Source organism: Escherichia albertii NBRC 107761 = DSM 17582 (assembly GCF_000759775.1).
Taxonomy (GTDB): Bacteria; Pseudomonadota; Gammaproteobacteria; order Enterobacterales; family Enterobacteriaceae; genus Escherichia; species Escherichia albertii.
This window is the reverse complement of record NZ_BBMY01000014.1, coordinates 23,500-43,015: the sequence shown is the minus strand read 5'-3', so window position 1 is coordinate 43,015 and position 19,516 is coordinate 23,500. Positions and strand designations below refer to the sequence as shown.

Below are 19,516 nucleotides of genomic sequence, written 5' to 3'. Positions count from 1 at the left end.
GGTAAATGACAAACATACGTCGCCCGATGCGCAAGCTTATCGGGCCTACAGGTTGCGTCGCAATATATTGAGTTTACAAGATATTGTAGGCCGTATCCGGCAAGAAGACATATGCACTTTGTCAGCACTCCACAACAGGACACTTTATGATCAGTTCATTATGGATCGCCAAAACGGGTCTTGACGCCCAGCAAACCAATATGGACGTCATTGCCAATAACCTGGCAAACGTCAGTACCAACGGTTTTAAGCGCCAGCGAGCGGTGTTTGAAGATTTGCTTTATCAAACTATTCGCCAGCCTGGGGCGCAGTCTTCCGAACAAACCACTTTACCCTCCGGGTTACAAATTGGTACGGGGGTGCGTCCGGTCGCCACTGAACGCTTACACAGTCAGGGCAACCTGTCGCAAACCAATAACAGCAAAGATGTGGCAATTAAAGGACAGGGCTTTTTCCAGGTGATGCTGCCGGATGGTTCATCGGCCTATACCCGCGATGGATCTTTCCAGGTGGATCAAAATGGGCAACTGGTGACGGCGGGCGGTTTTCAGGTGCAACCAGCAATCACCATTCCGGCGAATGCGTTAAGCATTACCATTGGTCGTGATGGCGTGGTCAGCGTTACCCAGCAAGGCCAGGCCGTTCCGGTTCAGGTCGGGCAGCTCAATCTCACCACTTTTATGAATGATACCGGGCTGGAGAGCATTGGCGAAAATCTCTACAGCGAAACGCAATCCTCCGGCGCGCCGAATGAAAGCACACCGGGCCTGAACGGCGCGGGGCTGTTGTATCAAGGGTATGTTGAAACGTCTAACGTCAACGTGGCGGAAGAGCTGGTCAACATGATCCAGGTACAGCGTGCTTACGAAATCAACAGTAAAGCGGTATCTACCACCGATCAGATGCTGCAAAAACTGACGCAACTCTAAGGCATAACCGGTGGAAAGTTCCCACCGGATTACTGATTTTTGAAGATGATAGCCATGCATAAAAACGCTGCGCGCGTATACGCCATTTCCAGCTTGTTGGCGCTCTCTCTGTCCGGTTGTGCCTGGATACCGTCCACGCCGCTGGTACAGGGGGCGACCAGTGCACAACCGGTGCCCGGTCCGACGCCCATCGCCAACGGCTCCATTTTTCAGTCTGCTCAGCCGATTAACTATGGCTATCAACCTCTGTTTGAAGATCGTCGACCCCGCAATATCGGCGACACACTGACTATCGTGTTGCAGGAAAACGTTAGCGCCAGTAAAAGCTCGTCCGCTAATGCCAGTCGGCGATGGCAAAACCAGTTTCGGCTTTGATACCGTGCCGCGCTATTTGCAGGGCCTGTTTGGCAATGCCCGCGCTGATGTTGATGCATCCGGGGGCAATAGCTTCAACGGTAAAGGCGGCGCCAATGCCAGTAATACTTTTAGCGGTACGTTGACCGTAACCGTGGATCAAGTGCTGGTTAACGGCAATCTGCATGTGGTGGGTGAAAAACAGATCGCCATTAATCAGGGCACTGAATTTATTCGTTTTTCTGGTGTTGTTAATCCGCGCACCATCAGCGGCAGCAACACTGTGCCGTCTACTCAGGTGGCGGATGCGCGCATTGAATACGTAGGTAATGGCTACATTAACGAAGCGCAAAATATGGGCTGGTTGCAGCGTTTCTTCCTTAACCTGTCGCCAATGTAAGTGAGGCTGTGGTGATTAAATTTCTCTCTGCATTCATTCTTCTGCTGACGGCGACAGTGGTACAGGCCGATCGGATCCGCGATCTCACCAGCGTACAGGGAGTACGGCAAAACTCGCTAATTGGTTACGGGCTGGTGGTGGGGCTGGATGGTACGGGTGACCAGACAACCCAGACGCCGTTTACGACCCAAACGCTTAATAACATGCTTTCACAGTTGGGTATTACTGTTCCAGCTGGCACCAATATGCAGTTAAAAAACGTCGCAGCGGTAATGGTGACAGCATCACTTCCACCATTTGGACGTCAGGGGCAAACCATTGACGTGGTGGTCTCTTCCATGGGAAATGCCAAAAGTCTGCGTGGCGGTACGTTGCTGATGACGCCGCTTAAGGGGGTCGATAGCCAGGTATATGCGCTGGCGCAGGGTAATATTCTGGTTGGCGGCGCAGGGGTATCTGCGGGGGGAAGCAGTGTCCAGGTTAACCAGCTTAACGGTGGGCGGATCACCAACGGTGCGGTTATCGAACGTGAATTGCCCAGCCAGTTTGGCGTTGGGAATACCCTCAATTTGCAGCTTAATGACGAAGATTTCACGATGGCGCAACAAATCGCTGACACCATCAACCGTGTGCGCGGCTATGGCAGCGCTATGGCGTTAGATGCGCGTACTGTTCAGGTGCGCGTGCCGAGTGGTAACAGCTCCCAGGTGCGTTTCCTTGCTGATATTCAGAATATGCCGGTTAATGCCACCCCGCAGGACGCCAAAGTGATTATTAACTCGCGCACCGGATCGGTGGTAATGAATCGCGAAGTGACCCTCGACAGTTGCGCAGTAGCGCAGGGCAATCTCTCGGTTACGGTAAACCGTCAGGCTAATGTCAGCCAGCCAGATACACCGTTTGGCGGCGGGCAGACCGTGGTGACTCCACAAACCCAGATCGATTTACGCCAGAGCGGCGGTTCGCTGCAAAGTGTACGTTCCAGCGCCAGTCTTAATAATGTGGTGCGTGCGCTTAATGCGCTCGGCGCTACGCCGATGGATCTGATGTCTATTTTGCAATCAATGCAAAGCGCAGGATGTCTGCGGGCAAAACTGGAAATCATCTGATGATTAGCGACGGCAAACTACTGGTGAGTGCCGCCTGGGATGCACAATCGCTCAACGAACTGAAAGCGAAAGCAGGCGAAGATCCAGCGGCGAATATTCGTCCGGTTGCTCGCCAGGTGGAAGGGATGTTCGTGCAGATGATGCTGAAAAGCATGCGTGAAGCCTTGCCGAAGGAGGGGCTGTTCAGTAGCGAACACACTCGCCTTTACACCAGCATGTATGATCAACAGATTGCCCAGCAGATGACGGCAGGTAAAGGTCTGGGACTGGCGGAGATGATGGTTGAACAGATGACTCCGGCACAACCATTGCCAGATGAAGCACAACCCGCGGCACCGATGAAATTCTCGCTCGAAACCGTGGCGCGTTATCAAAATCAGACGTTTTCGCAGTTGGTGCAAAAGGCCGTACCGCGTAATTACGATGATTTGCTGCCGGGCGATAGTAAAGCGTTTCTCGCGCAACTCTCGTTACCCGCCCAACTGGCAAGCCAGCAAAGCGGTGTGCCGCATCATTTGATTCTTGCCCAGGCGGCGCTGGAATCTGGCTGGGGTCAACGGCAAATCCGTCGTGAAAACGGCGAGCCGAGCTACAACCTGTTTGGCGTCAAAGCCTCTGGCAACTGGAAAGGGCCAGTTACTGAAATCACCACGACTGAATATGAAAACGGCGAAGCGAAGAAAGTAAAAGCGAAGTTTCGGGTTTACCGCTCGTATCTTGAAGCATTGTCGGATTACGTTGGGCTATTAACACGTAACCCGCGCTACGCCGCCGTGACGACCGCCGCGAGTGCTGAACAGGGGGCACAGGCCCTACAGGACGCGGGCTATGCCACCGATCCCCATTATGCCCGTAAACTCACCTGTATGATCCAGCAGATGAAATCGATAAGTGGCAAGGTGAGCAAAACCTACAGTATGAATATTGATAATCTGTTCTGATCAGCTCAAGTCCGGCGAGTGGCTGCCGATAATACTCTGTAATTAAAGGCTTATAAGGAACCTCCATGTCCAGCTTGATCAATAACGCCATGAGCGGACTGAACGCGGCCCAGGCGGCGTTAAATACGGCAAGTAATAATATCTCCAGCTATAACGTTGCCGGATATACCCGCCAGACGACTATTATGGCGCAGGCTAAAAGCACTCTCGGTGCTGGCGGCTGGGTTGGCAATGGCGTCTACGTTTCTGGCGTACAGCGTGAATATGATGCGTTTATTACCAACCAGTTACATGCGGCGCAGACACAAAGTAGCGGCCTGACTTCCCGCTATGAGCAGATGTCGAAAATCGACAATATGCTCTCTGGCAGCACCTCTTCGCTGGCAACGCAAATGCAGGATTTCTTCACCAGCCTGCAAACGCTGGTGAGTAACGCGGAAGATCCGGCGGCGCGTCAGGCGCTGATTGGTAAAGCAGAAGGACTGGTGAATCAGTTTAAAACCACAGATCAGTATCTGCGTGACCAGGACAAACAGGTTAATATCGCGATAGGCGCCAGCGTTAACCAGGTCAATAATTACGCCAAACAAATCGCCAGTCTGAACGATCAAATCTCCCGTTTAACAGGCGTGGGGGCAGGGGCGTCTCCTGACGATCTGCTGGATCAACGCGATCAGCTGGTGAGCGAATTAAACCAGATTGTTGGTGTTGAGGTCAGCGTGCAGGACAGCGGCACTTACAATATCACTATGGCCAATGGTTACTCGTTGGTTCAGAGCAGCACGGCTCGCCAGCTAGCGGCAGTACCTTCCAGCACCGATCCGTCTCGCACTACGATCGCGTATGTCGATGCGAGCGCGGGAGATATCGAAATACCGGATAAACTCCTGACGAGCGGGTCGCTGGGCGGCATTCTGACATTCCGTTCTCAGGATCTCGACCAGACGCGTAATACGCTTGGGCAACTGGCGTTGGCATTTGCTGAGGCTTTCAATACCCAACATAACAAGGGATTTGATGCCAATGGTAAGGAAGGGGGGAATTTCTTTGCCATCGGCAAGCCTGCGGCTCTGCAAAACAGTAATAACAAAGGCAATAGCGCACTCAGTGCCACGGTGACTGAAGGTTCAGCGGTGCTGGCTACTGATTATAAAATCTCATTTAGCAATAACCAGTGGCAGGTCACCCGCCTTGCCAGCAATACCTCTTTTACAGTGATGCCTGATGCTAACGGTAAAGTCTCGTTTGATGGTATGGAGTTAACGTTCACTGGAACGCCCAAAGCCAATGATAGTTTCACGCTGAAACCAGTAAGCGATGCCATCGTCAATATGGATGTATTAATCACTGATGAAGCGAAAATTGCGATGGCAAGTGATAAAGACGCGGGGGAAAGCGACAATCGTAACGGTCAGGCCCTGCTGGATCTGCAAAACAACAGTAAAACAGTGGGCGGAACGAAATCGTTTAATGATGCCTACGCCATACTGGTTAGCGATATCGGTAATAAAACTGCCACGTTGAAAACCAGCAGTACCTCGCAGGGTAATGTGGTAACGCAACTTTCTAATCAGCAGCAGTCTATTTCTGGCGTCAATCTCGACGAAGAGTACGGCAACCTGCAACGTTTTCAGCAGTATTACCTGGCCAATGCACAGGTTCTGCAGACGGCGAATGCTATTTTTGATGCGCTGATTAACATTCGCTAAGGGGAGATAAGATGCGTTTCAGTACCCAGATGATGTACCAGCAAAATATGCGCGGTATCACCAGTTCTCAGGCGGAATGGATGAAGTACGGCGAACAGATGTCGACGGGTAAGCGAGTCGTTAACCCTTCTGACGATCCTGTTGCTGCATCACAAGCTGTCGTGCTCTCCCAGGCGCAGGCGCAAAACAGCCAGTATACGCTGACGCGAACTTTCGCCACTCAAAAAGTGTCACTGGAGGAGAGTGTGCTTGGCCAGGTTACCACCGCAATCCAGAGCGCGCAGGAAAAAATTGTCTACGCCAGCAACGGCACTTTGAGTGACGATGACCGGGCATCGTTAGCAACGGATATTCAGGGGATCCGCGACCAGTTGTTGAATCTGGCGAATACCACTGACGGTAACGGACGCTACATTTTTGCCGGTTATAAAACAGAATCTGCGCCGTTTAGCGAAACGGATGGCGAATATATCGGCGGAAAAGAAAGTATTAAGCAACAGGTCGATGCTTCGCGTTCGATGGTGATAGGGCATACCGGCGACAAAATTTTCAACAACATTACCAGCAATGCGGTGAAGGAACCGGACGGTAGCAGTTCTGAAACCAATCTTTTTGCCATGCTGGATAGCGCCATCGCGGCGCTGAAAATACCGGTCGAGGAGAGCGAAGTAGATAAAGAAACCGCCGCAGCGGCATTGGATAAAACCAACCGTGGACTGAAAAATTCGCTGAATAATGTCCTGACTGTACGCGCAGAATTAGGCACGCAGCTAAATGAACTGGAGTCGCTGGATTCATTAGGTAGCGATCGCGCCTTAGGACAAACGCAGCAGATGAGTGATTTGGTTGATGTAGACTGGAACGCGACCATTTCATCTTACGTGATGCAGCAAACGGCGCTCCAGGCGTCGTACAAAGCGTTTACCGATATGCAGGGGTTGTCTCTATTTCAGCTTAATAAATAAGCGTCTGTCAGAACATTCCATGAAGCCTGGGATGTTTTGTCTGCCTGCTCCGGGGATTGCCGGAGTAGGTTTTTTTTGTCTTATTTTTGAGTGGTTAGGTAACAAGAATGCCATTGGATGAATTTGAATATTTTTATTTATACCTGAAATAAAAAAGCCCCAGCGATTGCCAGGGCTTGATCTCTTTGAGCTAATGATTACTCAACAGGCTGCGGACGCGCAGGAGCGGCAGAAGCATGATGCGTTGCCGTATGACCACCTGCGGCACCTTTACCTTCGAAAGCAAAGGTCGGGCGCTGCCAGTCACTGTGACGCGGTGCTTCTGGAACATATTCCGGCGCCGGAGCGCGAGTCATCGGCGCGGTAGCGTGATTATGCTCAACGACTACCTCAGGGACAACAGGGGCTACCGTTTCCACTTTCGCCGCGACTTCAGCGACGATCGGTGCAGCAAGTTGAGCAACGGCTTCAGGTTCAGCAGGTTGAGCAACGACTTCCGGTTCAGCAACCATAACCTCAGTTGTTTCGTCGACATCTGCAATAGCTACCGTCTCTTCCTGCGGTTCGATAACCGGTTCCGCGTGTTCTGCGACTTCCTGCGCTACGGCAACATCAGCTTCGGTAATCACCTGCGGTTGTTCAGTTACTTCGGCGGCAATCACTTCAGAATGCGTCGTTTCGATAACTTCCGGTTGCGGTTGGGCAATCTGAACGGGAGCTTCTATGACTTCAGCCGCTTCTTCAACAACCGGCTCGCTAACAACAGGTTCGATAGCGGCAGCAACAGGGACTTCAGTCACTATCGGTTGCACCTGCATTTCTTCCTGCTCACGCGGCTCTTCAATCTGTACATCTTGCGAACGAACAACCGGGTAACGGATCCAGACTTTGCCAGAAGCCAGTTCTGGAGACGCACAGGCGACGGTTAACGGCATTGGCGACTGGGCCGGATAACGTTCATCACGATAGCGGCGACGGCGTTGACCGCTGACGCGCAGGTGACGCGGCGAGCGGCGGGAACGACGCGGCATGCCACCATTATCACGGTTATCTGTATTGTTCTCCTCTTGCTGTTCCGGCGCAGTTGGCGTAACTACCGGCAGAGGTACTTTCACCAGTTCAGTACGTGGGGCAGGCGCTTCCTGTTCAACGACAGGTTCTGCCGCAACAGTTTCTTCAACCACCGGTGCGGTTACCACTTCTTCCGCAACGTTTTGCTCATAACGTACTTTCTGGTTTAGTTGACGCTGTTTACGACGTGGCTGAACTGGACGCGCACGCTCTTCCTGTTCGGTTTCCTGTACAGACTGCTCTTCAACATTCAGCGCTTTCGCTTCCTGTTGCGCCTGACGTTTATCATCGTTACGGCGGCGGCTACGTTCGCGACGCGGTGTTTGCTGTTCGTCGGTGGTACGTGCTTTTTCCGTTACATCAGCTTGCTGACGGCTCTCACGAGTCTCGGCTGTCTGCTGCTGCGCCTGGCGACGGTTACGGCGGTTATCTTCGCGGTTATCGCCACCTTCTGTACGTTCGCCTCGGGTGTCGCGACGTTCATTACGGTCACGGCGGTTGTTCTGACGAGGCTTACGGCGATCCTGTTGACGCTCAGGTTTCGCTTCTGTTTTGGGTGCTGACTGTTCAGCGGGTTTCGCTTCTTCACTGCTGCTGAACAGGGATTTCAGTGCACCGAAGAAGCGACTTAACAGACCTGGTTGTGCAGGTGTTGCCGGAGCGGCGGCTTTGGGTGAAGGCGTCGCTGCCTGAACTGCTGGTTCTGCCGGGGCTGGCGCTGGTGGAACATCAGGCATGGCAAACGTTGCCAGCGCAGGTTGTTCTGGGCGCTTACGCTCGGCGAACTCTTCTTCAGACGGCAATGCCATCGCTTCTTCATGCAGCTTCGGCAGCATGTAGCTTAAGGTTGGCGTTTCTTCGCCTTTACGCACGCGCAGTACGTGATAGTGCGGGGTTTCCATCTGATCATTTGGCACAATCACACAGCGCACGCCGTCCTGACGCGTTTCAATGGCATTCACCGCAGAACGTTTTTCGTTCAGCAGGTAAGAAGCGATTGGCACAGGAACGATCGCGTGGACTTCCTGAGTGTTCTCTTTCAGCGCTTCTTCTTCAATCAGGCGCAGAATAGAGAGTGACAGGGACTCGTTGTCACGTACGGTGCCAGTACCAGAGCAACGCGGACAGACGTGATGGCTGGATTCACCGAGTGACGGGCTCAGGCGCTGACGGGACATCTCCAGCAGGCCGAAGCGAGAAATATGGCTGATTTGAATACGCGCACGGTCCTGGCGTACCGCTTCACGCAGACGGTTTTCTACCGCACGCTGGTGGCGTACTGGCGTCATGTCGATGAAGTCGATAACAATCAGACCGCCGAGGTCTCGCAGACGCAACTGGCGAGCAATTTCATCGGCCGCTTCGAGGTTGGTGTTAAACGCCGTTTCTTCGATATCGCCGCCGCGGGTTGCGCGTGCAGAGTTGATGTCGATGGCGGTTAATGCCTCGGTGCTGTCGATAACGATGGAACCACCGGATGGCAGACGGACTTCACGCTGGAAGGCCGACTCGATCTGCGATTCGATTTGATAGTGGCTGAACAACGGAATTTCACCGGTGTACAGTTTGATTTTGCTGCTGAAATCCGGGCGACCCAGCGCGGCGATATGCTGGCGCGCCAGTTCGAGTACTTTCGGGTTATCGATCAGGATTTCGCCAATGTCCTGACGCAGGTAGTCACGGAAAGCACGCACAATTACGTTGCTCTCCTGGTGGATCAGGAACGGAGCAGGGCGGCTTTCTGCAGCTTTTTTGATGGCTTCCCAGTGTTTCAGGCGGAAGCTTAAATCCCATTGCAGCGCTTCGGCAGATTTGCCGACGCCGGCAGTACGCACGATAAGCCCCATGCCTTCAGGCAGTTCAAGGCTTGCCAGCGCTTCCTTTAATTCGGTACGGTCATCACCCTCAATACGGCGAGAAATGCCGCCCGCGCGCGGGTTGTTCGGCATCAAAACCAGATAACTACCTGCCAGACTGATAAAGGTGGTGAGTGCTGCGCCTTTGTTGCCGCGCTCTTCTTTATCGATCTGAACAATGACTTCCTGGCCTTCACGTAACACATCTTTAATGTTCGGGCGACCATGAGCGCTATAGTTAGCAGGGAAATATTCGCGGGCAATTTCTTTTAATGGGAGGAAACCGTGACGTTCAGCGCCGTAATCAACAAAAGCAGCTTCCAGACTCGGTTCAATGCGGGTGATTTTACCTTTATAGATATTTGCCTTTTTCTGTTCATGCCCAGGACTTTCGATATCCAGGTCATACAGACGCTGCCCGTCTACAAGGGCAACGCGCAACTCTTCCTGCTGAGTTGCGTTGATTAACATTCTTTTCATCGTAACTTACTCATTATTCTTACATTGACGACTAAGCTGCGGGCAAAGTAACGCCTTGCCGGGTGTGAACCGATGGCCTCGTGTCTAGTCGCGTCGCCAACCTCACGGTTATCGTCAGCTCAAAGAGGCGCAGAGTGTCGGTTGCCCGTTTTTCATGCGGAAAAACAGCGCAATTATCAGAGAAACAGACTGGGTGTTACTCTCCAGAAATATTTCCATCTACCGGTAAGGACTGCAACCCGCAGCCCGCTAACTGCCTGAAAGATCAATACGTCTTACGCCATTGCTGCGTTGATGATCGGTCGGGCAAAATGGGTTATTCCGTAAAATTTCTTGTTTTAACAAGGTTGGACACGGAAACGGCCTCATTATTCCACTGCAAGCCTTGTTATAGCAAGATGACTTTTACCATTTATCACCCGCTTACTCACAGTTTTTTCACTTCTTGCTGGTGATTGGTTTAATAACCATCAATAAAGTGATCACGTAATGAAGTAATAAGGTGCAAAACTAAATATAAGCATAGAAAAATGAGTGGCGCGAATCCTGCTGGCTAATTAGAATCGCCCACCATGAAAACAGAGACTCCATCCGTAAAAATCGTTGCTATCACCGCCGATGAAGCGGGGCAACGTATCGACAACTTTTTGCGTACCCAACTGAAAGGTGTGCCAAAAAGTATGATCTACCGTATTTTGCGTAAAGGTGAAGTACGGGTGAATAAAAAACGTATTAAGCCTGAATATAAACTCGATGCTGGCGATGAAGTGCGTATCCCTCCGGTTCGTGTTGCCGAACGAGAAGAAGACGCCGTTTCGCCGCATTTGCAAAAAGTGGCGGCGCTGGCCGATGTCATCTTATATGAAGATGATCATATTCTGGTGCTGAATAAACCATCCGGCACGGCAGTGCATGGCGGTAGCGGTTTAAGTTTTGGCGTTATTGAAGGGCTGCGAGCGTTGCGCCCGGAAGCGCGTTTTCTTGAACTGGTGCATCGACTCGATCGGGACACTTCAGGCGTACTGTTGGTGGCGAAAAAACGCTCGGCGTTGCGTTCTCTGCATGAGCAGTTGCGTGAAAAAGGCATGCAAAAAGATTATCTGGCGCTAGTGCGTGGTCAGTGGCAGTCGCATGTCAAGAGCGTGCAAGCGCCGTTGCTGAAAAACATTCTGCAAAGCGGCGAGCGTATTGTGCGTGTGAGTCAGGAAGGTAAACCGTCAGAAACGCGCTTTAAAGTGGAAGAACGCTATGCGTTTGCCACGCTGGTTCGTTGCAGCCCGGTTACCGGACGTACTCACCAGATCCGTGTACATACGCAGTATGCCGGCCATCCGATTGCCTTTGATGATCGCTACGGCGACCGTGAATTTGACAAACAGTTCACTGAAGCGGGAACGGGATTAAATCGCTTATTCCTGCACGCGGCAGCGTTGAAGTTTACCCATCCGGGAACGGGTGAGGTGATGCGCATTGAAGCACCGATGGATGAGGGGTTGAAGCGTTGTTTGCAGAAGTTGCGTAACGCACGTTAATATGAATATATAAGCCTGTAATGGACGGTAGGCCAGATAAGGCGTTTACGCCTTATCTGGCAGATAAAACTATCCCATCAGCGGATTTTTTCCTTCCCGACGTAACATCTGACAGAGCGCGATTAGTGGCAAACCTACCAGCGTGTTAGGGTCGCGCCCTTCTAAACGCTCAAACAGCGTAATGCCAAATCCTTCACTCTTAAAGCTTCCTGCACAGTGCAGGGGATGCTCCTTGCGCACATAATTATCAATCTCCGCCTCGCTCAGGTGACGGAAATGGACGTCAAAAGGTTCTACTTCTGTTTGCAAATGTCCATTGGCGGAATTATACAGTGCCAGCCCAGTATAGAAGGTGACAATATTGCCGCTGGCTTTGCGTAATTGTAGACGGGCATTTTCTTCCGTTAATGGTTTTCCGGTGATCTCTCCATCCAGTACACACACTTGATCTGAACCGATAATTAAATGTTTCGGATAACGTGACGCCAGGGATTGCGCTTTTTCTTGCGCCAGCCGAAGTACCAGTTGGCGTGGTGATTCATCGTTGCGTGGGGTTTCATCGACTTCCGGCGCTGCACATTCAAAAGCAATTTGCAGTTTTTCAAGTAGAGCGCGGCGCCAGGGCGAGGTGGAGGCTAAAATAAGTTTAGACATATTTTTTCCATCAGATATAGCGTATTGATGATAGCCATTTTAAACTATGCGCTTCGTTTTGCAGTTTGATGTTCGTTGTCAGCACTGAACGAAAATAAAGCAGTAACCCGCAATGTGTGCGAATTATTGGCAAAAGGCAACCACAGGCTGCCTTTTTCTTTGACTCTATGACGTTACAAAGTTAATATGCGCGCCCTATGCAAAAGGTAAAATTACCCCTGACTCTCGATCCGGTTCGTACGGCTCAAAAACGCCTTGATTACCAGGGTATTTATACTCCTGATCAAGTCGAGCGCGTCGCCGAATCTGTAGTCAGTGTGGACAGTGATGTGGAATGCTCCATGTCGTTCGCTATCGATAACCAACGTCTCGCAGTGTTAAACGGCGATGCGAAGGTGACGGTAACGCTCGAGTGTCAGCGTTGCGGGAAGCCGTTTTCTCATCAGGTCTACACAACGTATTGTTTTAGTCCTGTACGTTCAGACGAACAGGCTGAAGCACTGCCGGAAGCGTATGAACCGATTGAGGTTAACGAATTCGGTGAAATCGATCTGCTTGCAATGGTGGAAGATGAAATCATCCTCGCCTTGCCGGTAGTTCCGGTGCATGATTCTGAACACTGTGAAGTGTCCGAAGCGGACATGGTCTTTGGTGAACTGCCTGAAGAAGTGCAAAAACCAAACCCATTTGCCGTATTAGCCAGCTTAAAGCGTAAGTAATTGGTGCTCCCCGTTGGATCGGGGATAAACCGTAATTGAGGAGTAAGGTCCATGGCCGTACAACAGAATAAACCAACCCGTTCCAAACGTGGCATGCGTCGTTCCCATGACGCGCTGACCGCAGTCACCAGCCTGTCTGTAGACAAAACTTCTGGTGAAAAACACCTGCGTCACCACATCACTGCCGACGGTTACTACCGCGGCCGCAAGGTCATCGCTAAGTAATCACGCGTTTGCGTGATGAAGCTTAGTGAGGATTTTCCCCAGGCAACTGGGGAAAGACCAAACCGGGCGGCGACGATACCTTGACACGTCTAACCCTGGCGTTAGATGTCATGGGGGGCGATTTTGGTCCTTCTGTGACAGTGCCTGCTGCATTGCAGGCACTGAATTCTAATTCGCAACTCACTCTTCTTTTGGTCGGCAATCCCGACGCCATCACGCCATTACTTGCTAAAGCTGACTTTGAACAACGTTCGCGTCTGCAGGTTATTCCTGCGCAGTCAGTTATCGCCAGTGATGCCCGGCCTTCGCAAGCTATCCGCGCCAGTCGCGGTAGCTCAATGCGCGTGGCGCTGGAATTGGTAAAAGAAGGTCGAGCACAGGCCTGTGTCAGCGCGGGTAATACCGGTGCGCTGATGGGGCTGGCAAAATTATTACTCAAGCCCCTTGAGGGGATTGAGCGCCCTGCGTTGGTGACGGTACTGCCGCATCAGCAAAAGGGCAAAACGGTAGTCCTTGATTTGGGGGCTAACGTCGATTGTGACAGCACTATGTTGGTGCAATTCGCCATTATGGGTTCTGTTCTGGCAGAAGAGGTGGTGGAAATCCCTAATCCTCGCGTGGCGTTGCTCAATATTGGTGAAGAGGAAGTAAAGGGGCTGGACAGTATTCGGGATGCCTCTGCTGTGCTTAAAAAAATCCCTTCCATCAATTACATCGGCTATCTTGAAGCCAATGAGTTATTAACTGGCAAGACGGATGTGCTGGTTTGCGACGGATTTACAGGAAATGTCACATTAAAGACGATGGAAGGTGTTGTCAGGATGTTCCTTTCTCTGCTGAAATCTCAGGGAGAAGGGAAAAAACGGTCGTGGTGGCTACTGTTATTAAAGCGTTGGCTACAAAAGAGCCTGACGAGGCGATTCAGTCACCTCAACCCCGACCAGTATAACGGCGCCTGTCTGTTAGGATTGCGCGGCACGGTGATAAAAAGCCATGGTGCGGCCAATCAGCGAGCTTTTGCGGTCGCGATTGAACAGGCAGTGCAGGCGGTGCAGCGACAAGTTCCTCAGCGAATTGCCGCTCGCCTGAAATCTGTATACCCAGCTGGTTTTGAACTGCTGGACGGTGGCAAAAGCGGAACTCTGCGGTAGCAGGACGCTGCCAGCGCCACTCGCAGTTTGCAAGTGACGGTATATAACCGAAAAGTGACTGAGCGTACATGTATACGAAGATTATTGGTACTGGCAGCTATCTGCCCGAACAAGTGCGGACAAACGCCGATCTGGAAAAAATGGTGGATACCTCTGACGAGTGGATTGTCACGCGTACCGGTATCCGTGAACGCCATATTGCAGCGCCAAATGAAACCGTTTCGACTATGGGATTCGAAGCGGCGACGCGTGCAATTGAAATGGCGGGCATCGATAAAGACCAGATTGGACTGATCGTTGTGGCGACGACTTCTGCCACGCACGCCTTTCCGAGCGCGGCATGTCAGATTCAAAGCATGCTGGGTATTAAAGGTTGCCCGGCGTTTGACGTTGCCGCAGCCTGCGCGGGTTTCACCTACGCACTGAGCGTGGCCGATCAATACGTGAAATCTGGCGCGGTTAAGTATGCTCTGGTCGTCGGTTCCGATGTACTGGCGCGCACCTGCGATCCAGCAGATCGCGGAACAATTATCATTTTTGGCGATGGCGCGGGCGCTGCAGTGCTGGCTGCCTCTGAAGAGCCAGGAATCATCTCCACTCATCTTCATGCCGACGGCAGCTATGGTGAATTGTTGACGTTACCTAATGCTGACCGTATAAATCCAGAGAATTCAATTTATCTGACCATGGCGGGCAACGAAGTCTTCAAAGTTGCGGTAACGGAGCTGGCGCACATCGTTGATGAGACGCTGGAAGCAAATAATCTTGACCGTTCCCAACTGGACTGGCTGGTTCCGCATCAGGCGAACCTGCGTATTATCAGCGCCACGGCGAAAAAACTCGGTATGTCGATGGACAATGTCGTCGTGACGCTGGACCGCCACGGTAATACATCTGCCGCGTCTGTACCGTGCGCGCTGGATGAAGCCGTACGCGACGGGCGTATTAAGCCGGGGCAGTTGGTTCTGCTTGAAGCCTTTGGCGGTGGATTCACCTGGGGCTCCGCGCTGGTTCGTTTCTAGGATAAGGATTAAAACATGACGCAATTTGCATTTGTGTTCCCTGGTCAGGGTTCTCAAACCGTTGGAATGCTGGCTGATATGGCGGCGAGCTATCCAATTGTCGAAAAAACCTTTGCTGAAGCTTCTGCCGCGCTGGGCTATGACCTGTGGGCGTTGACCCAACAGGGGCCAGCCGAAGAACTGAATAAAACCTGGCAAACCCAGCCAGCATTGTTGACTGCATCCGTTGCACTGTACCGCGTATGGCAGCAACAGGGCGGCAAAGCACCGGCAATGATGGCTGGTCATAGCCTGGGGGAATACTCCGCGCTGGTTTGCGCTGGGGTGATTGATTTTGCTGATGCGGTGCGTCTGGTTGAGATGCGCGGCAAGTTCATGCAGGAAGCTGTACCGGAAGGGACTGGCGCAATGGCGGCAATCATCGGTCTGGATGATGCGTCTATTGCCAAAGCGTGTGAAGAGGCGGCAGAAGGTCAGGTCGTTTCTCCGGTTAACTTCAACTCTCCGGGCCAGGTGGTTATTGCGGGTCATAAAGAAGCTGTTGAGCGTGCAGGCGCCGCCTGTAAAGCAGCAGGTGCAAAACGTGCACTGCCGTTGCCGGTGAGCGTACCGTCTCACTGTGCGCTGATGAAGCCCGCGGCGGACAAGCTGGCGGTAGAATTAGCGAAAATCACCTTTAACGCTCCGACCATTCCAGTGGTGAACAACGTTGATGTGAAATGCGAAACCAATGGTGATGCCATCCGTGACGCATTGGTACGTCAGTTGTATAACCCGGTTCAGTGGACGAAGTCCGTTGAATACATGGCAGCACAAGGTGTAGAACACCTTTATGAAGTTGGCCCGGGCAAAGTGCTGACTGGCCTGACGAAACGCATTGTCGACACCCTGACCGCCTCGGCGCTGAACGAACCTTCAGCGATGGCAGCGGCGCTCGAGCTTTAAAAGAGGAACAACATGAATTTTGAAGGAAAAATCGCACTGGTAACCGGTGCAAGCCGCGGGATTGGCCGCGCAATCGCTGAAACGCTCGCAGCTCGTGGCGCGAAAGTTATCGGTACTGCGACCAGTGAAAACGGCGCACAGGCGATCAGTGATTATTTAGGTGCTAACGGCAAAGGTCTGATGTTGAATGTGACCGACCCGGCATCTATTGAATCTGTTCTGGAAAAAATTCGCGCAGAATTTGGTGAAGTCGATATCCTGGTCAATAATGCCGGTATCACTCGTGATAACCTGTTAATGCGAATGAAAGATGATGAGTGGAACGATATCATCGAAACCAACCTTTCATCTGTTTTCCGTCTGTCAAAAGCGGTAATGCGCGCTATGATGAAAAAGCGTCATGGTCGTATTATCACTATCGGTTCTGTGGTTGGTACCATGGGAAATGGCGGTCAGGCTAACTACGCTGCGGCGAAAGCTGGCTTGATCGGCTTCAGTAAATCACTGGCGCGTGAAGTTGCGTCACGCGGTATTACTGTAAACGTTGTTGCTCCGGGTTTTATTGAAACGGACATGACACGTGCGCTGAGCGATGACCAGCGTGCGGGTATCCTGGCGCAGGTTCCTGCGGGTCGCCTCGGCGGCGCACAGGAGATCGCCAACGCGGTTGCATTCCTGGCATCCGACGAAGCAGCTTACATCACGGGTGAAACTTTGCATGTGAACGGCGGGATGTACATGGTCTGATCGTGATTTGCACAAAATGCTCATGTTGCGCGCAGTCTGCGTGGTCATGAGTAATTATTAGTGCAAAATGATTTGCGTTATTGGGGGGTAAGGCCTCAAAATAACGTAAAATCGTGGTAAGACCTGCCGGGATTTAGTTGCAAATTTTTCAACATTTTATACACTACGAAAACCATCGCGAAAGCGAGTTTTGATAGGAAATTTAAGAGTATGAGCACTATCGAAGAACGCGTTAAGAAAATTATCGGCGAACAGCTGGGCGTTAAGCAGGAAGAAGTTACCAACAATGCTTCTTTCGTTGAAGACTTGGGCGCGGATTCTCTTGACACCGTTGAGCTGGTAATGGCTCTGGAAGAAGAGTTTGATACTGAGATTCCGGACGAAGAAGCTGAGAAAATCACCACCGTTCAGGCTGCCATTGATTACATCAACGGTCACCAGGCGTAAGTGAACATCTCCAGGCGGTCGTTCGACCGCCTGAGTTTTTTCTTTTTTGTCCCACTAGAATCATTTTTTCCCTCCCTGGAGGACAAACGTGTCTAAGCGTCGTGTAGTTGTGACCGGACTGGGCATGTTGTCTCCTGTCGGCAATACCGTAGAGTCTACCTGGAAAGCTCTGCTTGCCGGTCAGAGTGGCATCAGCCTAATCGACCATTTCGATACTAGCGCCTATGCAACGAAATTTGCTGGCTTAGTAAAGGATTTTAACTGTGATGACATCATCTCGCGCAAAGAACAGCGCAAGATGGATGCCTTCATTCAATATGGAATTGTCGCTGGCGTTCAGGCCATGCAGGATTCTGGCCTTGAAATAACGGAAGAGAACGCAACCCGTGTTGGTGCTGCTATTGGCTCCGGGATTGGCGGACTTGGATTGATCGAAGAAAACCACTCATCTTTGATGAATGGTGGTCCACGTAAGATCAGCCCGTTCTTCGTTCCGTCAACGATTGTGAACATGGTGGCAGGTCACCTGACTATCATGTATGGCCTGCGTGGCCCAAGCATCTCTATCGCGACCGCCTGTACTTCTGGCGTGCACAACATTGGTCATGCTGCGCGTATTATCGCGTATGGCGATGCTGACGTGATGGTTGCAGGCGGCGCAGAGAAAGCCAGTACGCCGCTTGGCGTTGGTGGTTTCGGCGCAGCACGTGCATTATCTACCCGCAATGATAACCCGCAAGCGGCCAGCCGCCCGTGGGATAAAGATCGTGATGGCTTTGTACTGGGTGATGGTGCCGGTATGCTGGTGCTCGAAGAGTACGAACACGCGAAAAAACGCGGTGCGAAAATTTACGCTGAAGTTGTCGGTTTTGGTATGAGCAGCGATGCTTACCATATGACGTCGCCGCCGGAAAACGGCGCAGGCGCGGCACTGGCAATGGCGAATGCTCTGCGTGACGCAGGTATTGAGCCGGGCCAGATTGGCTACGTTAACGCGCACGGTACGTCGACGCCGGCAGGCGATAAGGCGGAAGCGCAGGCCGTGAAAACTATCTTCGGTGAAGCTGCAAGCCGCGTGCTGGTAAGCTCCACGAAATCCATGACCGGTCACCTGTTAGGTGCTGCTGGTGCAGTAGAGTCTATCTACTCCATCCTGGCGTTGCGCGATCAGGCTGTTCCGCCGACCATCAACCTGGATAACCCGGATGAAGGTTGCGACCTGGATTTCGTGCCGCACGAAGCGCGTCAGGTTAGCGGAATGGAGTATACCTTGTGTAACTCCTTCGGCTTTGGTGGCACTAACGGTTCTTTGATCTTTAAAAAGATCTAAGTTGCTGTTTTACACCTCTATAAAAGGTCCGCTTGCGGGCCTTTTTTCTTGACTCTGACCCAGACTTGTTCTGCGGTGAACATGCTGCGACACTAACAATACTCTTATAAGGAGCTGCTATGTTCTTAATTAACGGTCATAAACAGGAATCGCTGGCAGCAAGCGATCGGGCAACGCAGTTTGGCGATGGTTGTTTCACGACAGCCAGAATTATTGACGGTAAAGTTAGCTTGTTATCCGCGCACACGCAGCGGCTACAGGAAGCCTGCCAACGCTTAATGATCGCCTGCGATTTCTGGTTGCAGCTTGAACAAGAAATGAAATACCTGGCAGCAAAGCAGCAAAACGGCGTGCTGAAGGTGATAATTAGCCGCGGTTGTGGTGGAAGAGGGTACAGTACGTTAAATAGCGGACCGGCAACGCGCATTCTCTCGGTTGCGGCTTATCCTGCGCATTACGACCGCTTACGTAATGAGGGAGCGACGTTGGCGTTAAGCCCGATTCGCCTGGGACGTAATCCTCACCTTGCGGGGATTAAACACCTTAACCGTCTGGAGCAGGTGTTGATTCGCTCTCATCTTGAGCAGACAAACGCCGATGAGGCGCTGGTTCTTGACAGCGAAGGGTGGGTTACGGAATGCTGTGCGGCTAATTTGTTCTGGCGCAAAGGCGATGTGGTCTACACGCCGCGTCTGGATCAGGCTGGAGTTAACGGCATTATGCGACAATTCTGTATCCGTTTACTGGCACAATCTTCTTATCAGGTTGTCGAAGTACAAGCCGTACTGGAAGAAGCGATGCAGGCGGATGAGATGATTGTTTGTAATGCGTTGATGCCGGTTATTCCCGTACGCGCCTGTGGCGATATCTCCTTTTCGTCAACAACGCTATATGAATATTTAGCCCCACTTTGTGAGCACCCGAATTAGT

At 51.8% G+C, this 19,516-nt stretch carries 17 protein-coding genes and 1 pseudogene; 16 read left to right on the top strand and 2 right to left on the bottom strand.

Annotation, left to right across the window (positions count from 1 at the left end):
* Window positions 1-146: 146 nt before the first annotated feature.
* The 6 genes and pseudogenes from flgG (at window position 147) to flgL (ending at window position 6,407) form a co-directional block, all read left to right on the top strand.
* Window positions 147-929, top strand: coding sequence for a flagellar basal-body rod protein FlgG (gene flgG / locus EA14781_RS04205; RefSeq protein ID WP_000625842.1), 783 nt, complete (start codon window positions 147-149; stop codon window positions 927-929).
* Between the two features lie 54 nt (window positions 930-983).
* Window positions 984-1,683, top strand: a pseudogene (gene flgH, locus EA14781_RS04200) (flagellar basal body L-ring protein FlgH).
* 11 nt (window positions 1,684-1,694) lie between these two features.
* Window positions 1,695-2,792 (top strand): flagellar basal body P-ring protein FlgI, encoded by a 1,098-nt coding sequence (gene flgI / locus EA14781_RS04195; protein WP_002461973.1) that lies wholly within the window; start codon window positions 1,695-1,697, stop codon window positions 2,790-2,792.
* Window positions 2,792-3,733, top strand: coding sequence for a flagellar assembly peptidoglycan hydrolase FlgJ (gene flgJ / locus EA14781_RS04190; RefSeq protein ID WP_002461974.1), 942 nt, complete (start codon window positions 2,792-2,794; stop codon window positions 3,731-3,733). Before flgI ends, flgJ begins: the two co-directional genes overlap by 1 nt.
* A gap of 65 nt (window positions 3,734-3,798) precedes the next feature.
* Window positions 3,799-5,442, top strand: a complete 1,644-nt coding sequence (flgK, locus tag EA14781_RS04185) for a flagellar hook-associated protein FlgK (RefSeq protein WP_000096433.1) — start codon at window positions 3,799-3,801, stop codon at window positions 5,440-5,442.
* 11 nt (window positions 5,443-5,453) lie between these two features.
* A complete protein-coding gene (flgL, locus tag EA14781_RS04180; protein ID WP_001212798.1) occupies window positions 5,454-6,407 on the top strand; it encodes a flagellar hook-associated protein FlgL in 954 nt (317 codons plus the stop codon).
* 197 nt (window positions 6,408-6,604) lie between these two features.
* Here flgL and rne read toward each other — a convergent pair whose 3' ends face one another.
* On the bottom strand, window positions 6,605-9,814 hold the full coding sequence (gene rne, locus EA14781_RS04175; protein WP_000827345.1) for a ribonuclease E: 3,210 nt from the start codon (window positions 9,812-9,814) through the stop codon (window positions 6,605-6,607).
* A 572-nt stretch (window positions 9,815-10,386) separates the two neighbouring features.
* Between rne and rluC the strand changes: the two genes are divergently transcribed.
* On the top strand, window positions 10,387-11,346 hold the full coding sequence (gene rluC, locus EA14781_RS04165) for a 23S rRNA pseudouridine(955/2504/2580) synthase RluC (RefSeq protein ID WP_000846328.1): 960 nt from the start codon (window positions 10,387-10,389) through the stop codon (window positions 11,344-11,346).
* Window positions 11,347-11,415: 69 nt separating this feature from the next.
* On the opposite strand, the gene yceF is transcribed toward rluC, so the two are convergent.
* Window positions 11,416-12,000: a 7-methyl-GTP pyrophosphatase gene (gene yceF, locus EA14781_RS04160; protein WP_000040070.1), complete on the bottom strand. Its 585-nt coding sequence runs from the start codon at window positions 11,998-12,000 to the stop codon at window positions 11,416-11,418.
* A gap of 197 nt (window positions 12,001-12,197) precedes the next feature.
* Between yceF and yceD the strand changes: the two genes are divergently transcribed.
* The 9 genes from yceD to pabC all read left to right on the top strand — a co-directional run bounded on the left by yceD (window position 12,198) and on the right by pabC (window position 19,515).
* Window positions 12,198-12,719 (top strand): 23S rRNA accumulation protein YceD, encoded by a 522-nt coding sequence (gene yceD / locus EA14781_RS04155; RefSeq protein WP_001174476.1) that lies wholly within the window; start codon window positions 12,198-12,200, stop codon window positions 12,717-12,719.
* Window positions 12,720-12,770: 51 nt separating this feature from the next.
* Window positions 12,771-12,944, top strand: a complete 174-nt coding sequence (gene rpmF / locus EA14781_RS04150; protein WP_000290727.1) for a 50S ribosomal protein L32 — start codon at window positions 12,771-12,773, stop codon at window positions 12,942-12,944.
* A gap of 80 nt (window positions 12,945-13,024) precedes the next feature.
* The gene (gene plsX, locus EA14781_RS04145; RefSeq protein ID WP_000197593.1) at window positions 13,025-14,095 is read left to right on the top strand and encodes a phosphate acyltransferase PlsX; all 1,071 of its coding nucleotides are present in this window, start codon (window positions 13,025-13,027) and stop codon (window positions 14,093-14,095) included.
* 68 nt (window positions 14,096-14,163) lie between these two features.
* The gene (fabH, locus tag EA14781_RS04140; protein WP_000288126.1) at window positions 14,164-15,117 is read left to right on the top strand and encodes a beta-ketoacyl-ACP synthase III; all 954 of its coding nucleotides are present in this window, start codon (window positions 14,164-14,166) and stop codon (window positions 15,115-15,117) included.
* A gap of 15 nt (window positions 15,118-15,132) precedes the next feature.
* The gene (gene fabD, locus EA14781_RS04135) at window positions 15,133-16,062 is read left to right on the top strand and encodes an ACP S-malonyltransferase (RefSeq protein WP_000191391.1); all 930 of its coding nucleotides are present in this window, start codon (window positions 15,133-15,135) and stop codon (window positions 16,060-16,062) included.
* 12 nt (window positions 16,063-16,074) lie between these two features.
* Window positions 16,075-16,809 carry a 3-oxoacyl-ACP reductase FabG gene (fabG, locus tag EA14781_RS04130; protein ID WP_001008531.1) on the top strand — a complete coding sequence of 245 codons (735 nt, stop codon included), beginning with the start codon at window positions 16,075-16,077 and terminating at the stop codon, window positions 16,807-16,809.
* A 210-nt stretch (window positions 16,810-17,019) separates the two neighbouring features.
* Window positions 17,020-17,256: an acyl carrier protein gene (gene acpP, locus EA14781_RS04125; protein WP_000103754.1), complete on the top strand. Its 237-nt coding sequence runs from the start codon at window positions 17,020-17,022 to the stop codon at window positions 17,254-17,256.
* A gap of 88 nt (window positions 17,257-17,344) precedes the next feature.
* A complete protein-coding gene (gene fabF / locus EA14781_RS04120; RefSeq protein ID WP_000044662.1) occupies window positions 17,345-18,586 on the top strand; it encodes a beta-ketoacyl-ACP synthase II in 1,242 nt (413 codons plus the stop codon).
* A 119-nt stretch (window positions 18,587-18,705) separates the two neighbouring features.
* Window positions 18,706-19,515 carry an aminodeoxychorismate lyase gene (gene pabC / locus EA14781_RS04115; protein WP_000478663.1) on the top strand — a complete coding sequence of 270 codons (810 nt, stop codon included), beginning with the start codon at window positions 18,706-18,708 and terminating at the stop codon, window positions 19,513-19,515.
* Window position 19,516 lies beyond the last annotated feature (1 nt).